This is a genomic window from Microbacterium sp. Y355, assembly GCF_059445345.1.
Genome location: NZ_JCAIUD010000001.1, coordinates 2536133 through 2552444, shown reverse-complemented (window position 1 = coordinate 2552444; position 16312 = coordinate 2536133). Strand labels below are relative to the sequence as shown.

The following is a 16312-nucleotide window of genomic DNA, read 5'->3' as shown; positions in this document are numbered from 1 at the left end:
ATCGCTGTTTTCTCCGCCCATGCGTGGTGCCCCCGCGGCGTAGCCTGACGAAATGGACGGTTTTGCCGCTGTCGACTACGGCTTTGCACGTGAGGTGCTGCAGCGCGGCATTGCGGCTCTCTACATCGTCGCCTTCGTCTCGACGCTGAACCAGTTCCGCCCGCTACTCGGCGAGCGAGGTCTCCTCCCTGCTCCGGACCTGCTCGCGTGGGCCTCCGGGTCGAAGGCTCGGGGCCGGATGCTACGGCCCACGCTCTTTCGCCGCATCCGCTATACGGATCGACGTCTCGTGATGTTGTGTTGGGCGGGCATCGTCATCGGGGCGGTTCTCGTCACCGGCATCCCGCAGCTTGGCCCGCCGTGGGTGCCGATGGTGTGTTTCCTGCTGCTCTGGTTCGGCTACATGTCGATCTCGAGCATCGGCCAGACGTTCCACGGCTTCGGGTGGGAGATGCTGCTGCTGGAAGCGGGGTTCCTCGCCGCCTTCCTCGGCTCGCGCGACCAGCCGCCGCCGACGGTCACCATCGTGCTGCTGTGGTGGCTGCTGTTCCGGCTGGAGTTTGGGGCAGGCATGATCAAGATCCGCGGCGGGCGCGAGTGGCGCGATCTCACCGCCCTCACCTACCACCACGAGACGCAGCCGATGCCAGGGCCGTTGAGCCGTCAGGCGCATCTGCTGCCGCGCTGGTTCCACAAGGGCGAGGTGTTGGGCAACCACTTCGCGCAGCTCGTCGTCCCGTTCTTTCTGTTCGCTCCGATCCTCGGCGTCTGGATCGAAGGGCCAGTGCCAGCAACTATCGGTGCGGTTGCGGGCGGGATCGTACTGGCGACGCAGTTGTGGCTGGTCGCCACCGGCAACTTTGCGTGGCTCAACTGGGCGACCATCGTGATCGCGTTCTCGGCGATCGGGGTGCCCCAGGCCGATCCGCCATCGCCGGGGCTCCCCATGTACTGGCTCGTGATCACCTCAGCCGTCGGCATCCTTTACATCGTGATCAGCTGGCCCGCGATGCGCAACCTCTTTGCGAAGCGGCAACTGATGAACGCAAGCTTCAACCACTGGCAGCTCGCAAACGCTTACGGTGCGTTTGGCACGGTGACGAAGGAGCGGATCGAGATCGTCATCGAGGGCACCACCGACGAGAATCCGGATGCCGCAACCTGGCATGAGTACGAGTTCAAGGGCAAGCCGGGTGATGTGCGGCGAGTGCCGCGGCAGTTCGCGCCGTACCATCTGCGGCTGGACTGGCTGATGTGGTTCCTGCCGCTCGGTCGGTCATTGGATGAATGGTTCACGACGTTCCTCGCGCGGTTGTTGCAGGCGGATGCGCCGACGCTCGCACTACTCAGGCGCGACCCGTTCGAGGGGCGTCCGCCCCGCTGGGTGCGTGCGGTGTCGTATCGCTACCGCTTCGCGAGCAGGGCGGAGCGGCGAGAAGATGGCGTCGTCTGGGTGCGGGATCGACGTCGGGTGATCGTGGGCGCGTCGGAGCTGCGGGAGTGATGCGACCGCTTGCGCCGACGGATGCTACGGAGCGTCGTGCTTCGGCTGCCGAAGCGGTTCGGGCTGGAGCGTCTGCGCGGCCTCCGGGGGTCGCCCTGCCGGCAGCTCCCGCGCCACCTGCTTTTCGAGCACCTGGACGGCGTCGTCAGAGAGCACGATGAGCCCATCCAGTTCTTCACGCACGCGCTTGTATGCCACATTGCGCTCTGCCTGAGTGGCCGAGTCGTCGACAGCGACCTTCAACAACTTCTGCGCACGGTCGAGCTTCTTGCGCTCGGGCTCGGTGAACGTGGAATCGCGTAGGCGCCTGGCATCCTTCTCGGCGATCTCGAATGCGACGGCGTAGTTGCCGACGGCATCCAGATATTCGGTGACCCGCTGCTCGCTGACCTTCGTCTCGGTGGATGCCGGACGCAGAGCGTCGGCGGTCTTCCTTGCGCGTAGGAACGCGGCAGTCAGTGGCTGGCGACCGTCGCTCATGGCGGGGAAGGCGATGAGCTTCGCGACGTCGAGCTCGTAGTCGAGCCAGCGCGCGCTGATCTCGTCGTGCTCGGCGAACAGTCGCTCAAGCAGCTGGTTCGAGGGCAGCGTTGCGTCCGAGGCAATCTGCTGCGCGTTCGCTATCGGTGCTGCATTCCCGCGTGCAGCGAGCTGGGCGGCCTTGAGCTCGCCCTTCATACGCAGCGTCTCGAGCTTGCGCTCATGCCGGTGCTTCGCGCCCTGCTCCCACGCCTTCGCGGCGCCGCCGGCCATCGCCAGGATGGGGAAGATGACCCACCAGGGCACGTGGCTGAGCCATTCGAAGAGCGGTTCCATGATGGGTTCAGCTTACTGCGGCGACGCGTCGGCATCGAAGCATCCTCGGCTCGCCTGGCCCGTATGATCATCACCGACTTTCCGCGTGACTTGCTCAGGCGTGACCTGCCATGGCCGGTGCGATCTGCGGATGCGGATGCAGCGCGGATCCGGCCCATACACCTCTATTAGGCGCGGGCTAGTTCGCCGATCTTCTCGCCGGAGGCATCCATCACCTGAAGAACATCGCCGCTGATTTCTACGGCACGCACGCCGTTCAGCCAGCTATCGACGCCCTCGCAGGCCTTGAGGGTGCTGAAAAACTCGGCAAGCTCGATGTGGTCGTCGTCGGCCGTATACGTGCTGGAGAGGCGGTTGCATCCGTCGCTACCGCTCACCTTGCCGTCCTCGGTGAATTCCAGGTAGGGCTGACCTGAGGCATCCTCGCCCCACACTCCGACCAACTCGGCGACCACGATCGGATCCGGTTCGGCGGATGAGGTCGGCGCTGATCCCGGCTCGGTACCTGTCGAGCATCCGGTTGCGAGCATTGTGAGGGCGCCCGCCATCGCGGCGAGCGTGAGAATCCTGGAGGTTCGAGTGCGCATGCAGGTCATGCTAATGCGTGCATCCTGGAGAACATGGGGAGAAGTACCCATCGTTAGCGATCTGGCGCAGAAAACGGGAATAAACGGTCGTCATCTCGGGAAAAGATGTCGCGCAGGGTTGGCGTCTGGGAGTTCGCTGGGTAGTCTTACTGAGGTTTCTGTGACCGTTCGCCGGGCGCAGATCCCCGAAACTCGCTTGCGTGGTGGCGTCAGTCGTCATTAGAACGGGCGATGGAGATAGCTATTCGTAGCTTCCAGACCATTATTCGATACAGAGCAAGGACATCGACTTTATGAAGAACAGAGGGATGGTGAGTCGTCCGCTGGCATTGACCGCGGCCACGACAATTGCCCTTGGGGGGCTTTTCTTCGCAACACCTGCGTACGCAGGCACCGCGGACGACGACACCCTGACGACCAGCCAGGACGCTCCGCTTGAAGCCAGCGTCGCACAGGCCGCGACCGCCGCTAACGTCGTCGCGTTCGGCGTGAACGCCGAGGGCAAGAACGTCGTCATCGTGGACAAAGAGGCTGTCGCTGATGAGAAAGCTCTCAGGGTTTTCACTGAGGCGGCAGACATCACCGGCGCGAAGATTGTCCCGACCGACGGTGCCTTCACGACTTCCGCCTCGACCAACGTCGTTGCCGGTCAGGGCTACCTCGGACGAGACCCTTCGGTCGAGGACATGCTGTACGCCTGCTCGATCGGCTTCAACGGCTTCTCACCGGATGGCGACCCTGCAGTCATCACCGCTGGCCACTGCGCATACAGCGATACGGGCGAGAAGATTGTCCAAACAACACTTTCGGTTCCCTCAAAAGATCCTGCTGTGGGAGGTCCCGGCTTCATCACACCGGCTGCCCCGATACTGTTCGGTGAGTTTGGCTTCACTCAGTACGGTGGGTCCGACGGCTCCGCCGGTGCCAGCAACGACCCGAACTCGATCGATATCGGGGTGATCGACATCAACAAAGCGGGCGAATTTAACCTTCTTCCGAAGATTACCGACTGGTCGACCGCAACCGATGACCTCGGTTCGCTCGCAAAGAGCACGACCTCGGTCAAGAGCGTCGGAGCACCGACCGTTGGCGCGATCCAGAAGAGCGGTCGCACGACGGGTATCACGAGTGGCGAGATCACTCCCGACCACATCATCGACGGTTGGGCCGAGGTATCTGACATTTGGGTTCGCGGCTTCGAAAGCTCCGTTCTTGTCGAACCGGGTGATTCGGGTGGCGCTGTCTTCCAGGGCACCAAGGCTGTTGGCGTCGTCAGTGGCGGCAACAGCGAGAAAAGCTGGACGAGCGCACTTGTGCACACTCTGGATCACACCGGTGGTTACACGGTCGCACTCGACATCGACGCCCCCAAGGTGACCGCTCCTGCCAACGGTTCCACCGTTCTGGTCGGCTCGACGGTGACGGGTACAGCACCTGGTGCCAAGTCCCTCAAGGTCTCCGGCGTCGGCGACACGTTTAACCCAACGCTCGAGAACGGTGAGTTCTCCTTCAAGGCTCCCAGCAAGCCCGGCGAGTACAAGTACACGCTGACCTCGACCAGCGGCTTCAGCAAGTCGGAGACCACCTCCTTCACGCTGACCACGAAGTTCGCACCCACCGCGGTGCCGGTCATCACGTCGCCGGCCGATGGTTCCACCGGCACCAGCACGATCAAGACCGTCAGCGGCACCGGCGTTGCCGGCGCTGAGCTGGTAGCCACGATCGATGGAACCGACTATGCGGTCACCGTCGATGGCGGCGGCAACTGGGCTGTCCGCGGCCTGGAGCTCTCCTACGGTGCGCACACCATCAGCGTCGTGCAGACCGCGAACGACGACACTTCGGATGCCGCCAAGTCTGCCTTCGAGGTAGCCCCGGGCGCTCCTGCTGTGACGTCGCTCACCAACGGCAGCACGTTCGCATTCGACAACGGTCCCAAGTCCCTCGCGGGAACGGGCATCAACGGTGCAACCGTCACGGTCAAGCTCAACGGTGCAGAGGCAACGGCTGAGACCGCTGCGCTTGCTGCCGAGAGTGGCACCTACACGGCTGAGGTCGCGGATGGCGTCTGGAGCATCGACTTCGATGCTGCTCTCCAGCCCGGTTCGTACACGGCTTCGGTATCGCAGAGCATCGGCGGTGTCGCTTCGGCACCGGTGAGCCTCGCGTTCTCCGTGCTCGTCGAGCCGGCTCCGGCACCCACCACACCTCCGGCACCTGAGCCCACCACGCCCCCCGCTCCGGGTGGCGGCGGCGGTGCCGGTGACGGCGGCGCTGGTAGCGACGACAACCTTGCCGCGACCGGTTCTGACATGATCGTGCCCCTGAGCGCTTCGGCTGGTGCCGTGGTTCTGCTCGCCGGTGGCATCATGCTTTTGACGATGCGTCGTCGCAAGCAGATCGAAGGCTGATAGCCAGTAGCAAAAAAGGCGGGTACCTCTCCGGAGGTGCCCGCCTTTTGCGTACCCCAGGCGGGTGGAGAAATGCTGGCATCCTTTCGATTCGCGTGTCAGGATGACCACGCACCGGCTCACGGGGAGCTGGTGGAGGCGGGAGAAACAGACATGCAGCTGGCTATGGTCGGACTCGGCAGGATGGGCGCGAACATCGTGCGACGGTTGATGCGCGATGGGCACGAATGCGTGGTTTACGACGTGAATGCTGATGCCGTCGCCGCACTCGTCGCGGAAGGCGCCACCGGTGCAGACAGCGTCGCCGATCTCGCGGTGAAGCTTGAGCCGACGCGTGTGGTGTGGATGATGGTGCCCGCCTCGCTTACCGGCACTGTCTCCGAGGAAGTGGCAGCGGTGCTCGAACCCGGCGACATCCTCATCGACGGAGGTAACTCGAACTACCGCGACGATGTCCGGCGCGCGGCCTCGTTGCGAGAACGCGGCATCGAATACGTCGACATCGGCACCAGCGGTGGAGTGTTCGGGCTGGACCGCGGTTACTGCCTGATGGTCGGCGGCTCCGACACCGCGGTTGGGCATATCGAGCCTGTGCTGCGCACGATCGCACCAGGACCCGGCGAAATCGAGCGTACGCCCGGACGCACCGGCGACCTCGCACCGGAAGAGCAGGGTTTCCTGCACTGCGGACCATCCGGCGCAGGACACTTCGTCAAAATGGTGCACAACGGCATCGAGTACGGCATCATGGCCTCGATCGCCGAAGGACTCAATCTGCTCGAGAACGCGGATGCCGGAGTACGCGAAGCGGAGCACTCGGCCGAGATCGCTCCGCTGGAGGAGCCCGAGTTCTACCAGTTCCCGATTGACACTGACAAGGTCGCCGAGCTGTGGCGTCGCGGATCGGTGATCTCGTCGTGGCTACTCGATCTCACCGCGGCAGCGCTGCATGGCAATCCCACTCTGGACGGGCTCGCAGGTCGTGTCTCGGACTCTGGTGAGGGCCGGTGGACAGTCAAGGCCGCCGTCGACGTCGGTGTTCCTGTTCCGGTGCTCGCGGCATCCTTGTTCGAACGGTTCTCGTCACGTGGCGAAGACCAGTTCGCGAACCAGGTGCTCTCGGCGATGCGTTTGCAGTTCGGCGGACATCAGGAGCGACCAGCCGGTGACGTGCTCGAGGCTGGCGCGCGCAAGGCCGACGCAGGCTGAGGTCACGGCTCGAGCTGCACCGCAACTCCGGTAGCGGCACTTTGATACACCGCGGCGATGACCTCTGCGGTGTGCGTAGCATCACGCCCCGTCGTGTGTGGGGCGCGCCCGGTGGCGATAGCGCCGAGCACATCTTTCCACTGTGCCAGGTGTCCGGAGTGGCCGATCGCGAGAGGGTCGGAGGCGCCGCCTGGCGCGGATCCGCCTGATTCGGGTGCGGGGACGTCGAAGGTCCATTCTCGGATGGCGTCCCCATCGAGTTCGAATCGCCCGGTCGACGTGATGACAGTGAGGCGAGCATTGTGCCCCGGGTAGGCGCCGGTCGTCGTGGCGACGACGCCCATGGCGCCCGATGCGAAGCGCAGCGTGGCGGTCGTGGCATCCTCTACATCGATCTCGTGCGCGATGGTCGCGGACTGGCCGGTGACTTCGACCACAGGGCCGAGCAGCATCAGAGCCAGATCGAGGTTGTGCAAGCCCTGGTTCGCGAGGGATCCGCCCCCGCCGCCGAGTCGACTGCGCCAGGGCGCCGCGCGGTAGTACGCATCGTCGCGGTACCAGGGCACGAGCACTTCGATCAGCAGTGGGCGGCCAAGCTTCCCACTGGCCAGCAGTTGTGCGAGGGCGATGTTCTGCGGCTCGTAGCGGCGCTGCGCGATGCCGACAAGTGTGCGGCCGAGCGCCTCGGCCCGCGAGATCAAGGCGCGGCCCGCGGCGGCGTCGAGCGCGATCGGCTTCTCGACCACGACGTGCTTGCCGCTTTCCATCGCGCGCAGGGCGAGGTCGGCGTGCGTGTCACTCGGCGTGCAGATCGCGACGATTTGCACGGAGTCATCGTCGAACAGCTCGTCTACGCTTCGCCGCATCGTGGCGGGTAAGCCGCACTCAGCGAGAGCCTCGTCGCGAGCGTGTGCAACTGCGCGCACTTCACCCAGCGCCGGCAGTTCGGCCAGCGCGTGCGCGTGAATACGGCCGATGCCGCCGAGCCCGATGATCCCGACGCCCAGCGGCGCGCGTTCTGTTGCCGTGTTCTCTGCTGCCGGGTTCTCGGTTGCGGTGGTGTTCGTCATCTGCTCTCCTCCTTCTCCGCGCAGGGTACGCAGCGTGCGGCGAACGGGCGTACGCGCAGGCGCGCGACCGGGATGCGTCGGCCGCAGTTCGTGCAGACGCCGTAGGTTCCGGCATCCATTCGCGCGAGGGCGTCGTCCACCTGCTGCAGTTCATCGCGCGAGCCATCGAGCAGGCCGTTCAACCGCGACCACTCGGCCGACAGCGGCACGCCCTCGGGGTCGTGCTCGTCATCGTCACTCTGGCTGCTGCGGTCGTGCGTCAACTCGGTGAGCGTCGCGACGAGTGCCTCGGTGCGGGCATTCGCCTCACGTCGCAGCATCTCCAGGAGTGTGCGCAATTGCAGAGCGTCATCGTCCATGCCCTCACTCTAGGTGGATGCGAGGGGGATGAGCGGGAGCGCTTCAGCGAGGCAAACCGCGTCCGGGAGTGAGGGACTTCCCGCCGGTATTCGCGTCACGACCTGACCTGTGCCCATGAATGAAGGCAGAACGATCGGCCCCCTGACGTGCTCGCCCCCTGACGTGTGGGATGTCGTTGAAGAAAGTATCCACCTGGTCGCGCCGAGACGCCAGAACGACGTCGGTCCCGGTGCCCGACTCCTCGATGATCACGCGTCGACTCTCGCTGAGGCGCTGTGATGCACCGATTCCGAACCCTCGGATGAACCCGCTGCGCGCACGCCGCTTCTCGCTCTCCGAGTGCCGGTTGTACAGCGCCCGTTGACCCGCCCACCAGGCCCTCATCGCGACCATCGCCTGCACCTGCAGACTCGCGGTAAGAATCTTCGCCTGGTGCACATCGGACGTGAACCCGACGAAGTACAGAATCATTCCCCCGCCTGGATGCTCCGCCTGCATCGGCCGGATCGAGCCGAGCGCGAACGCGACGTTGCCGCCGAGCTCGCGGATGTCTCGAGCGTAGACGCCGGTGAACAGCATCCGCTCCTGGATGATCTCCTCCCGCGTCTGCCCGATCTGCGCACGACGTGCGTCGAGGCGTGCCTGTTCGATGCCGTACTTCACCATGAGTCGTTCGGCGTGCTCGGTCAGCGCCTCGGCCTCTTCGGGCGTCGTACTCTCCGCCTTCGTCAGCAGCTTCGCGATTAGGTCCAACTTGGCTTCACTCACTGTGTCCTCCTTCGTCTACGATGCCTCGTATCCTGCACGGGACCACCCGCATTGACGCGCTCGAGTACGCGATCGGTGGATAGTCGCGTGTGAGCGCGTGGCTGTGGAGGAGGAGACCGCGGCGGTCGTCGGTAGCGAGGAGTGCAAGGCTTCGCCCCAACCACGATCGATCCGCGCCCCTGCTTACCGTCGGGGCCCCATACTGCCGACGCTCGGAGCAGGGAGCGTCGACGTGAACAGGGGAGGGGGCGCCGAGGGGCCGGCGTAAGAGGGACGAGCGTGGCGCGTCAGCCGAACAGGTGCCTCAGCCGAACAGCAGCGTCAGCACAGTCGAGCCGCCGCCGATGAGGATGAGCGAGACTATCGTCACCCACGCGACGATGCGCATCCGGCGGTTGCGCGATTCTCCCAGACGGCCGTAGTCGTCATCGGCGTCGCGCTGCTCGAGATCACTCATACGGACTCCGTGACAGTCGGGCCGAAGGCCGCCGGCAGTGTCGCCCGCGACGTGGTGCGCAGCTCGTCGGCCGAGACCGTGAACAGCCCGGTGACCTCAAGGTCAGAGACGGTGTCGGTCACGCCGATGCGCAGCACCGGGTAGCCGCGTCCTTCGCAGAGGCCCTGGAACTTCACGTCGTCTTCACGGGGAACGGTCACGATGACGCGGCCTGTTGACTCCGAGAACAGAGCGGATGCTGCATCCACTCCGTCGCGCTCCATGATCTCGGTGAGCCAGACGCGTGCTCCGATGCCGAAGCGCATGACTCCCTCGGCGAGGGCCTGTCCGAGGCCACCCTCCGACAGATCGTGTGCGCTGGAAATCAGCCACTCGTCGCGCGCGGCGCCGATGAGGCCGGCGAGACGCTTCTCTGCAGCGAGATCGACCTTCGGCGGCAGGCCACCGAGGTGCTGGTGCACTGTGTCAGCCCATGCCGAACCAGAAAGCTCGGTCGAGGTGGTGCCGAGCAGGTAGATGTTCTGGCCTTCGTCCTGCCAGCCCGAGGGGATGCGACGGGAGACGTCGTCGACGATGCCGAGAACGCCGACCAGCGGCGTCGGGTGGATCGGGGTGTCGCCAGTCTGGTTGTAGAACGAGACGTTGCCGCCGGTGACCGGGGTGCCCAGTTCGAAGCATCCGTCAGCCAGGCCGTCAACGGTCTGCCCGAACTGCCACATGACCTCTGGGTTCTCGGGGGATCCGAAGTTCAGGCAGTCGGTGATCGCGGTGGGCGTCGCGCCGGTTACGGCGACGTTGCGGTACGCCTCGGCAAGCGCCAACTGCGCGCCCGCATATGGGTCGAGCTGGCAGTAGCGGCCGTTGGCGTCGAGCGAGATCGCGAAGCCGAGGCCAGACTCCTCATCGACGCGGATCATGCCAGCGTCGTCGGGGAAGGCGAGGGCCGTGTTGCCGAGCACGTAGTAGTCGTACTGGTTGGTGATCCAGCTGGTGTCGGCGAGGTTCGGAGATGCGACGAGCGCCAGGAACTGCTCGCGAAGCACCTCCGCGTCGTCGGAGCGTGGCAGCAGCTCCGCGGCATCCGCCTGCAGTGCGTCGATCCACGTCGGGTAGGCAACAGGGCGGTCGTAGACGGGGCCGTCGACCGCGACGGTCGACGGGTCGACGTCGACGATGCGCTCGCCCTGCCAGTCGATGATGAGGCGGCCGTCGCCGGTGACCTCGCCGAGCACGGACGTCTCGACGTCCCACTTCTTGACGACTTCGAGGAAAGCATCGAGCTTCTCGGGAGCGACGATCGCCATCATGCGCTCCTGCGACTCTGACATGAGGATTTCCTCAGCGGTGAGCGTGGGGTCGCGCAGCAGTACGTTGTCGAGCGACACCTTCATGCCGCTGTTGCCATTGGCGGCGAGCTCGCTGGTGGCGCACGAGATCCCGGCGGCGCCGAGGTCCTGGATGGCCTCGACGAGCTCGGCCTTGTACAGCTCGAGGCAGCACTCGATGAGCACCTTCTCGGCGAACGGGTCGCCGACCTGCACGGCAGGCCGTTTGGTGGGGCCACCGTCGTCGAAGGAATCGGATGCCAGGATGCTGGCGCCGCCGATGCCGTCCCCGCCCGTGCGGGCACCGAAGAGCACGACCTTGTTGCCGACGCCGGTGGCGTTCGCGAGCTTGAGGTCTTCGTGGCGGAGCACGCCGACCGCGAGCGCGTTGACGAGGGGGTTGGCCTGGTAGACGGAGTCGAACACCGTCTCGCCACCGATGTTCGGCAGGCCAAGGCAGTTGCCGTAGAAGGAGATGCCGCTGGTCACGCCGTGCACCACTCGTGCGGTGTCAGGGTGGTCGATCGCGCCGAAGCGGAGAGCATCCATGACGGCGACGGGGCGGGCGCCCATCGAGATGATGTCGCGGACGATGCCGCCGACGCCGGTGGCTGCGCCCTGGAACGGCTCGATGAAGGAGGGGTGGTTGTGCGACTCGGCCTTGAAGGTGACGGCCCAGCCCTCGCCGACGTCGACGACGCCCGCGTTCTGGCCCATGCCGACCATGAGGCGTTCCTTCATCTCGTCGGAAACCTTCTGGCCGAAGCGCTTCAGGTAGTTCTTCGACGACTTGTAGGAGCAGTGCTCGCTCCACATGACGGAGTACATGGCCAGCTCGCCCGAGGTGGGGCGGCGGCCGAGGATTTCCTTGATGCGCGCGTACTCGTCTGGCTTGAGGCCGAGGGCCGCGTACGGCTGCTCCTTCTCAGGAGTCGCTTCCGCGTTGGAGACGGAGTCGGGGACGTGCTGACGAGCGGATGCTTCAGGGGTGGGGGTGGTCACGCGCACTCCAAGATCAGGGCCGGCGGGGCAGATCCAGTCTACTTGGGTGGTGGAGTGCGACGGATCGGCGTGGGTCTGCGGTCGTCGCTGCGCATAACTCCGCAGAACTTGCCGGATTTGGGCTCTTTTAGGCCGAATGGCCGTCGATCCGGCTGATTTTGAGGAGTTATGAACGCGAACCGCCGGCGACCGGCCGCCCGCGCTCACGCGCCCGCGCTCAGTCGCCCGCGCGCGAACGGTCGACGATGCGCCAGGTCAGCGGGAGCAGGCCTGACAAAGCGGCGATCTTGATGGCATCACCGATCAGGAATGGCAGAACGCCGAGGGTGAGTGCGGTGACGAGGTCGACACCGAGGTAGGCGGCGAGCCACGGAACCCCGAAGGCGTAGATCGTGAGCGATCCGAGAGATGCCAGTGCGATCGTCGACCAGACAGTGCGGTCGGAGCGCCTGCGAGCGAGGGAGCCGACGATGAGCGCGGCGACGACGTAGCCGACGATGTAGCCGAACGATGAGAACGCCCAGCCGGATGCTCCGTGCGCGAACAACGGAAAGCCGACGAGGCCGAGTGCCAGGTAGAGGCCCGCACTCATGGCACCGCGGAGCGGTCCGAGTGTGGCACCCGTGAGGAGCACGGCGAAGGTCGCCAGCGAGATCGGCACCGGCGTGAACGGCAGCGGGATCGCGATGTAACCCGCGACGGTGATGAGGGCGGTGCCGCCGAGTGTCAGGGCGACATCGCGGACGCGAGCGCCGGGTATGAGGTCGGCCAGCACGGGGAAGTGGGTGCGGGTTGCGGATACGGACATGGTTCCTCCTGGATGCTGTACACGAGAACACACTCGACAGAACGATGCTCTCCTGAACACTGTTCTATAGAACGATGTTCAGTACGATAGCAGGATGAACGCACTGCAGTCGGGCGAAGCGGGAATTCGCAATGGGAAGAGCGATGTCGTCTCGGCTGCGATGCGCGTGCTGGCAGACCAGGGCCTGCCCGGCCTGTCGATGAGACGCATCGCCGAAGAGATCGAGGTGCAGGTCAGTGCGCTGTACTGGCACTTTCCGAACAAGCAGGCGCTGTTGGCGGCCGTGAGCGAGCAGATCGTCAGTGCTCCAGAGGCGGATGCCTCGGGGGATCTTGCCGCGATCGCCACCGCGCTGCATGAGCGGCTGCTCGCTTACCGGGACGGCGCCGAAATCGTCTCGAGCTCATTGGCATTGGGGATGCTGGAGTTGCCCAGCCGCACACATCTCGTATCGGCGGCTCGCGGGCTGGAACTCGATGAGGCATCGGCGGAAGTCGCTGCGGACACTCTGGTTCACTTCGTGATCGGGTACACGTTCCACGAGCAGCAGCGCATGCACGCCGCGGTGGCCGGCGCCGCGGATGCCTCGGTTGATCTCGTGCCGGCGCGGGCCGAGGAGCGGCTGGACGCGTTCGACGCAGGCCTTCGCATCGTCGTCGCTGGCGTGCGGGCGACGGCTGCCGCTCGGTAGCCCGCCCGTTGCTCGGGTGTCAAAGTTTGCCGCCACCGGCGAACTTTGACGACGATGTGCGACCCCTCGCAGCTCACGGGCACCGGCGCGTTCGCGAGAGGGGTCGCACATTGCCGGCTTCCGGCGCGGAAACCGGCCATGTGAGCCACCTCGCCAGGCGACGACGCCCCGGCAGTGGACGCGCAACCCGCAGAAAAAGAGATCCCCTCTGCGGCAAGCTGCAGAGGGGATCTCACATCCAACGGGGGGATTGGATGCATCCCGGCAGAACCGGGACGACTATGGGGGTTACTGCACCGACCAGCCGCCATCTGATGCGACGATCGCACCGTTGATGTTCACGGCGTCGTCCGACAGCAGGAACGTGATCGATGCGGCGAGGTGCTCGGCGGTCGCGAGCGTCGGTATCGCCTGCTGGAATGGAGCGAGGCGCCCGGAACCATACGACGACATGTTCGGAGGCATCGGGATGCCGGTGGCGACGCCGCCCGGTGCGACGGAGTTCACTCGGATGCCCTTCGGTCCGTACATGAACGCCGCAGACTTCGTGACGCCGATGATGCCGTGCTTGCTGGCCGTGTAGGCATTGCCGGATGCGTTGCCGCGCAGGCCCGCCTCGCTCGCGACGTTGAGCACGGCGCCCGCACCTGCCGCCTCCATGAGGGGGAGCACGGCGCGCATGAGCTTGAACGGCGCGGTGAGGTTGATCGCGATGACGCGGTCCCAGACGGCATCCGAGGTCTCGCCTGCGGGGGAGAAGTCATCGTTGATGCCGGCGACGTTGGCGAGGGCGTCGACGCGGTCGCCCGCTGCGGCGATCACAGCGTCGATGGCGTCCTGCGTGGTGAGGTCCCCGGCCACGGTGGTGATGTCGGCATCCGCGAGCTCTGTCTTGAGGGCCTCGAGCTTGTCAGCGGCGATGTCGGATGCGATGACGCGTCCGCCTTCGCGGGCGATGCGGGATGCCGTGGCCTTGCCGATTCCGGATGCGGCGCCCGTGACGATCACGGTCTTGCCTGCGAAGCGGCCGGGGGTGATCTTCTCGACCCAGCCGGTGGGAGCGTCTGTGGGGATCTCGCCGCCGTTGGCCGCGCGGACAAGGTCGTCGACGACTGACTGCGGCATCGCTCCCTGGCTGAGGGCAACCATCTGCTGCAGGGGTAGGCCGAGCACGGGGGTGAGGGAGTCGGCGTTCGCGCCAGCCTGGGCCAGCATGCGTCGGATCAGCTCGCCGCCGGTCCGGTCCTTTAGCCATTCGCCGATGGTGGAGTGTGCGGTTAGTACCATTTCGTTCTCCCTGTCCAAATTTCGCAACGGAGCGTCTACTTACTTTTGATGGTACGCCTCGCTACCCTGAAAAGGTGCCGAGACCTCGCAGTGAAAAAGCCCGCCAGGCTGTGTTGGCAGCGATGCGTCGCGCGCTCGCAGCGGGGGCGTACGCGGCGGTGACGATCGAAGGCCTCGCGGCGGAGGCTGAGGTTTCGAAGCAGACGATCTATCGCTGGTGGCCGTCGAAGGCGGCAATCCTCGGGGAGGCGCTGCTGGAGGGGGAATTGCCCGGCGGGGTATTGCTGCCGATGACGGATGACCTGGGGGCTGACCTGCGGAGCTGGTTCTCGGCGGCTTCTGCGGCACTCGGCACGCCCGAGGCTATTGCGCTCGCGCGGGCGCTGATCGCGGTGACGGCGACGGATCCCGCACTCGGCGACGCGCTCAACACGCGATTTGCGGGACCGATCGTGGCATGGAGTATTCAGCGAATCGAACGTGCGCGTGGCGCCGGAGATGTGCGAGCGGATGCCGACAGCGAGGTCATCGCAAACCAGTTCGTCGCGCTGGTTTCGTATACTGCGCTAATGGGCAGGCCCCTCAGCGAGGAGCGGGTCGCCGCTACCGTCGATGTGCTGCTGCGCGGGATCGCGTCCGATCGCTGAGCTGCGTCTCGGCCAACCTCATGTCCCGGCTAACCTCATGGAGTGTCCGCATTCGCCCTGAAGTACGCCCTGATCGCACTCGCGATCCTTGTGGTGGTCGGCGGAATGTGGTGGGCGGCGAAGCGTCCGAACCGTTCGAAGCGCAATTCCGCACGCGTGCGGATGCCGATCTTCGCCCCGCTTGTCGGCTGGGTGTTGCTGTCGGTCGGATTCCTGATGGCGCTGGTCTCGTTCACGTCGCGGTACACGGCTGACCTGCTCCCCATGCGCATCGCGTCGGTGGCGATCACGTTCGCGGGGGCGTTCTTCCTGATGATGTATCGCAATTGGTACGTGGATGCCAGGTCAGACGAGGTGCGCTTTCGCACCGTTTTCGGGCAGGAGCGCGTGATCAGATACGTCGACATCGTCGATTCTCGGATGCGCCAGATCAACGGGCAGCCCCGTCTTCAGGTGCGCTCGTCGTTCGGAGTGAAGCTCAGCGTGAATCCGCGGATCTACCCGGTCGGGCCGCTGCTGGCCGCCGTCAGGGCCGGGGAGCCGACGGGGCGCTGATGCCATGCGGCGCCGCCGCTCGGTTCGGAGGGCCCGCTCGGGTGTCTCTGTTTGTCGCTAGTAGGCCGATTTAGTGACCATGTGCGGCCCCTCGTGCGACTCGCGGTTTTGGGAGGGGTCGCACATGCCGCCTCCCGGCGCGGATTGCGGCAATGTGCGCCACCTGCGGGCAGATCGGATGCGCCACCCGCCAGCAGAACGGATGCGCCACCCCCCCCGGGCAGAACGGATGCGTCACCCGCCAGCAGAATGGATGCCGTCACCGCCCGGTCGCGGCATCCGCGGTGGTCCGCCCCTCAGCGAACCGCGCCTGCGCGCGCTCGTGCCGCTTGCCGACCTCAACCGGTTCGGTGGCCTTCGCGAGCCCCATGGGCTTGGTCGACACGTACACGCTCTCGGCGCGCTCGACGAGGAACGTCTCGTGCCAGACTCCGACGGTGCCCGGTGCTTTGCGGGCGGCCTTGTTGAAGGCGGTCCAGGCCGGTCGGTGCTCCTGCGAAGGAGCGGATGCGTAGGCGTAGAGCTTGTCGATGGATGACCAATACTGCGTGACGTACGGGCCGCCACTGCCGAACAGCAGCTGATAGCCGAGGAGGCCCGATTCTTTGTCGATGGACAGTTCGCGGAGCATCCGGGGCATGGCCATGAATGCCGGCATCCATAGGTCGGGGCGCCACCATTTGTTGATCTGCATCCCGATGTGGAAGACGACGAGCTCACCCTCGTGGCGGTGGCTCATTCGGCCTTTGACGACTTTCGACATGATGTCCTTCCGAATAGATAGCGACACTATCCATAATGGATAGCGCTACTAT

The 16312-nt window shown here is 65.4% G+C and carries 16 protein-coding genes; 6 read left to right on the top strand and 10 right to left on the bottom strand.

The window, feature by feature from the left end; translation table 11 throughout:
• Positions 1–52: 52 nt before the first annotated feature.
• On the top strand, positions 53–1504 hold the full coding sequence (locus AC1C2O_RS12245; protein WP_495430713.1) for a lipase maturation factor family protein: 1452 nt from the start codon (positions 53–55) through the stop codon (positions 1502–1504).
• Between the two features lie 24 nt (positions 1505–1528).
• Here AC1C2O_RS12245 and AC1C2O_RS12240 read toward each other — a convergent pair whose 3' ends face one another.
• Both AC1C2O_RS12240 and AC1C2O_RS12235 read right to left on the bottom strand, forming a co-directional pair.
• On the bottom strand, positions 1529–2320 hold the full coding sequence (locus AC1C2O_RS12240) for a hypothetical protein (RefSeq protein WP_495430712.1): 792 nt from the start codon (positions 2318–2320) through the stop codon (positions 1529–1531).
• 167 nt (positions 2321–2487) lie between these two features.
• The gene (locus AC1C2O_RS12235) at positions 2488–2907 is read right to left on the bottom strand and encodes an META domain-containing protein (protein WP_495430711.1); all 420 of its coding nucleotides are present in this window, start codon (positions 2905–2907) and stop codon (positions 2488–2490) included.
• 308 nt (positions 2908–3215) lie between these two features.
• On the opposite strand from AC1C2O_RS12235, the gene AC1C2O_RS12230 reads away from it, so the two are divergent.
• Complete coding sequence (locus AC1C2O_RS12230; RefSeq protein ID WP_495430710.1) at positions 3216–5318, top strand: S1 family peptidase; 2103 nt, start codon at positions 3216–3218, stop codon at positions 5316–5318.
• 153 nt (positions 5319–5471) lie between these two features.
• Positions 5472–6527, top strand: coding sequence for a phosphogluconate dehydrogenase (NAD(+)-dependent, decarboxylating) (gnd, locus tag AC1C2O_RS12225; protein WP_495430709.1), 1056 nt, complete (start codon positions 5472–5474; stop codon positions 6525–6527).
• Between the two features lie 2 nt (positions 6528–6529).
• Here the strand turns inward: gnd and AC1C2O_RS12220 are convergent, their stop codons facing one another.
• The 6 genes from AC1C2O_RS12220 to AC1C2O_RS12195 form a co-directional block, all read right to left on the bottom strand.
• Complete coding sequence (locus AC1C2O_RS12220) at positions 6530–7597, bottom strand: Gfo/Idh/MocA family protein (protein WP_495430708.1); 1068 nt, start codon at positions 7595–7597, stop codon at positions 6530–6532.
• Positions 7594–7956 (bottom strand): TraR/DksA family transcriptional regulator, encoded by a 363-nt coding sequence (locus AC1C2O_RS12215; RefSeq protein ID WP_495430707.1) that lies wholly within the window; start codon positions 7954–7956, stop codon positions 7594–7596. The genes AC1C2O_RS12220 and AC1C2O_RS12215 overlap by 4 nt, the downstream gene beginning before the upstream one ends.
• Before the next feature lie 43 nt (positions 7957–7999).
• Positions 8000–8725 carry a DUF2786 domain-containing protein gene (locus AC1C2O_RS12210; RefSeq protein ID WP_495430706.1) on the bottom strand — a complete coding sequence of 242 codons (726 nt, stop codon included), beginning with the start codon at positions 8723–8725 and terminating at the stop codon, positions 8000–8002.
• 304 nt (positions 8726–9029) lie between these two features.
• Complete coding sequence (locus AC1C2O_RS12205) at positions 9030–9182, bottom strand: hypothetical protein (RefSeq protein ID WP_495430705.1); 153 nt, start codon at positions 9180–9182, stop codon at positions 9030–9032.
• Positions 9179–11509 carry a phosphoribosylformylglycinamidine synthase subunit PurL gene (gene purL / locus AC1C2O_RS12200; RefSeq protein ID WP_495430704.1) on the bottom strand — a complete coding sequence of 777 codons (2331 nt, stop codon included), beginning with the start codon at positions 11507–11509 and terminating at the stop codon, positions 9179–9181. Before purL ends, AC1C2O_RS12205 begins: the two co-directional genes overlap by 4 nt.
• 217 nt (positions 11510–11726) lie before the next feature.
• Positions 11727–12317 (bottom strand): biotin transporter BioY, encoded by a 591-nt coding sequence (locus tag AC1C2O_RS12195; protein WP_495430703.1) that lies wholly within the window; start codon positions 12315–12317, stop codon positions 11727–11729.
• Between the two features lie 94 nt (positions 12318–12411).
• On the opposite strand from AC1C2O_RS12195, the gene AC1C2O_RS12190 reads away from it, so the two are divergent.
• A complete protein-coding gene (locus tag AC1C2O_RS12190; protein WP_495430702.1) occupies positions 12412–13008 on the top strand; it encodes a TetR family transcriptional regulator in 597 nt (198 codons plus the stop codon).
• Positions 13009–13296: 288 nt separating this feature from the next.
• On the opposite strand, the gene AC1C2O_RS12185 is transcribed toward AC1C2O_RS12190, so the two are convergent.
• On the bottom strand, positions 13297–14295 hold the full coding sequence (locus tag AC1C2O_RS12185) for an SDR family NAD(P)-dependent oxidoreductase (RefSeq protein ID WP_495430701.1): 999 nt from the start codon (positions 14293–14295) through the stop codon (positions 13297–13299).
• A 74-nt stretch (positions 14296–14369) separates the two neighbouring features.
• Here AC1C2O_RS12185 and AC1C2O_RS12180 point away from each other — a divergent pair, with 74 nt between their 5' ends.
• Together AC1C2O_RS12180 and AC1C2O_RS12175 are read left to right on the top strand one after the other, a co-directional pair.
• Positions 14370–14942 (top strand): TetR/AcrR family transcriptional regulator, encoded by a 573-nt coding sequence (locus tag AC1C2O_RS12180; protein WP_495430700.1) that lies wholly within the window; start codon positions 14370–14372, stop codon positions 14940–14942.
• A 42-nt stretch (positions 14943–14984) separates the two neighbouring features.
• The gene (locus AC1C2O_RS12175; RefSeq protein WP_495430699.1) at positions 14985–15497 is read left to right on the top strand and encodes a hypothetical protein; all 513 of its coding nucleotides are present in this window, start codon (positions 14985–14987) and stop codon (positions 15495–15497) included.
• 259 nt (positions 15498–15756) lie between these two features.
• Here the strand turns inward: AC1C2O_RS12175 and AC1C2O_RS12170 are convergent, their stop codons facing one another.
• Positions 15757–16260: a DUF4188 domain-containing protein gene (locus AC1C2O_RS12170; protein ID WP_495430698.1), complete on the bottom strand. Its 504-nt coding sequence runs from the start codon at positions 16258–16260 to the stop codon at positions 15757–15759.
• Positions 16261–16312 lie beyond the last annotated feature (52 nt).

Excerpts from the sequence above, each read along its gene's own strand:
- AC1C2O_RS12245 (WP_495430713.1), top strand. The coding sequence starts at position 53 with ATGGACGGTTTTGCCGCTGTCGACTACGGCTTTGCACGTGAGGTGCTG.
- AC1C2O_RS12240 (WP_495430712.1), bottom strand. The coding sequence starts at position 2,320 with ATGGAACCGCTCTTCGAATGGCTCAGCCACGTGCCCTGGTGGGTCATC.
- AC1C2O_RS12235 (WP_495430711.1), bottom strand. The coding sequence starts at position 2,907 with ATGCGCACTCGAACCTCCAGGATTCTCACGCTCGCCGCGATGGCGGGC.
- AC1C2O_RS12230 (WP_495430710.1), top strand. The coding sequence starts at position 3,216 with ATGGTGAGTCGTCCGCTGGCATTGACCGCGGCCACGACAATTGCCCTT.
- gnd (WP_495430709.1), top strand. The coding sequence starts at position 5,472 with ATGCAGCTGGCTATGGTCGGACTCGGCAGGATGGGCGCGAACATCGTG.
- AC1C2O_RS12220 (WP_495430708.1), bottom strand. The coding sequence starts at position 7,597 with ATGACGAACACCACCGCAACCGAGAACCCGGCAGCAGAGAACACGGCA.
- AC1C2O_RS12215 (WP_495430707.1), bottom strand. The coding sequence starts at position 7,956 with ATGGACGATGACGCTCTGCAATTGCGCACACTCCTGGAGATGCTGCGA.
- AC1C2O_RS12205 (WP_495430705.1), bottom strand. The coding sequence starts at position 9,182 with ATGAGTGATCTCGAGCAGCGCGACGCCGATGACGACTACGGCCGTCTG.
- AC1C2O_RS12195 (WP_495430703.1), bottom strand. The coding sequence starts at position 12,317 with ATGTCCGTATCCGCAACCCGCACCCACTTCCCCGTGCTGGCCGACCTC.
- AC1C2O_RS12190 (WP_495430702.1), top strand. The coding sequence starts at position 12,412 with ATGAACGCACTGCAGTCGGGCGAAGCGGGAATTCGCAATGGGAAGAGC.
- AC1C2O_RS12185 (WP_495430701.1), bottom strand. The coding sequence starts at position 14,295 with ATGGTACTAACCGCACACTCCACCATCGGCGAATGGCTAAAGGACCGG.
- AC1C2O_RS12170 (WP_495430698.1), bottom strand. The coding sequence starts at position 16,260 with ATGTCGAAAGTCGTCAAAGGCCGAATGAGCCACCGCCACGAGGGTGAG.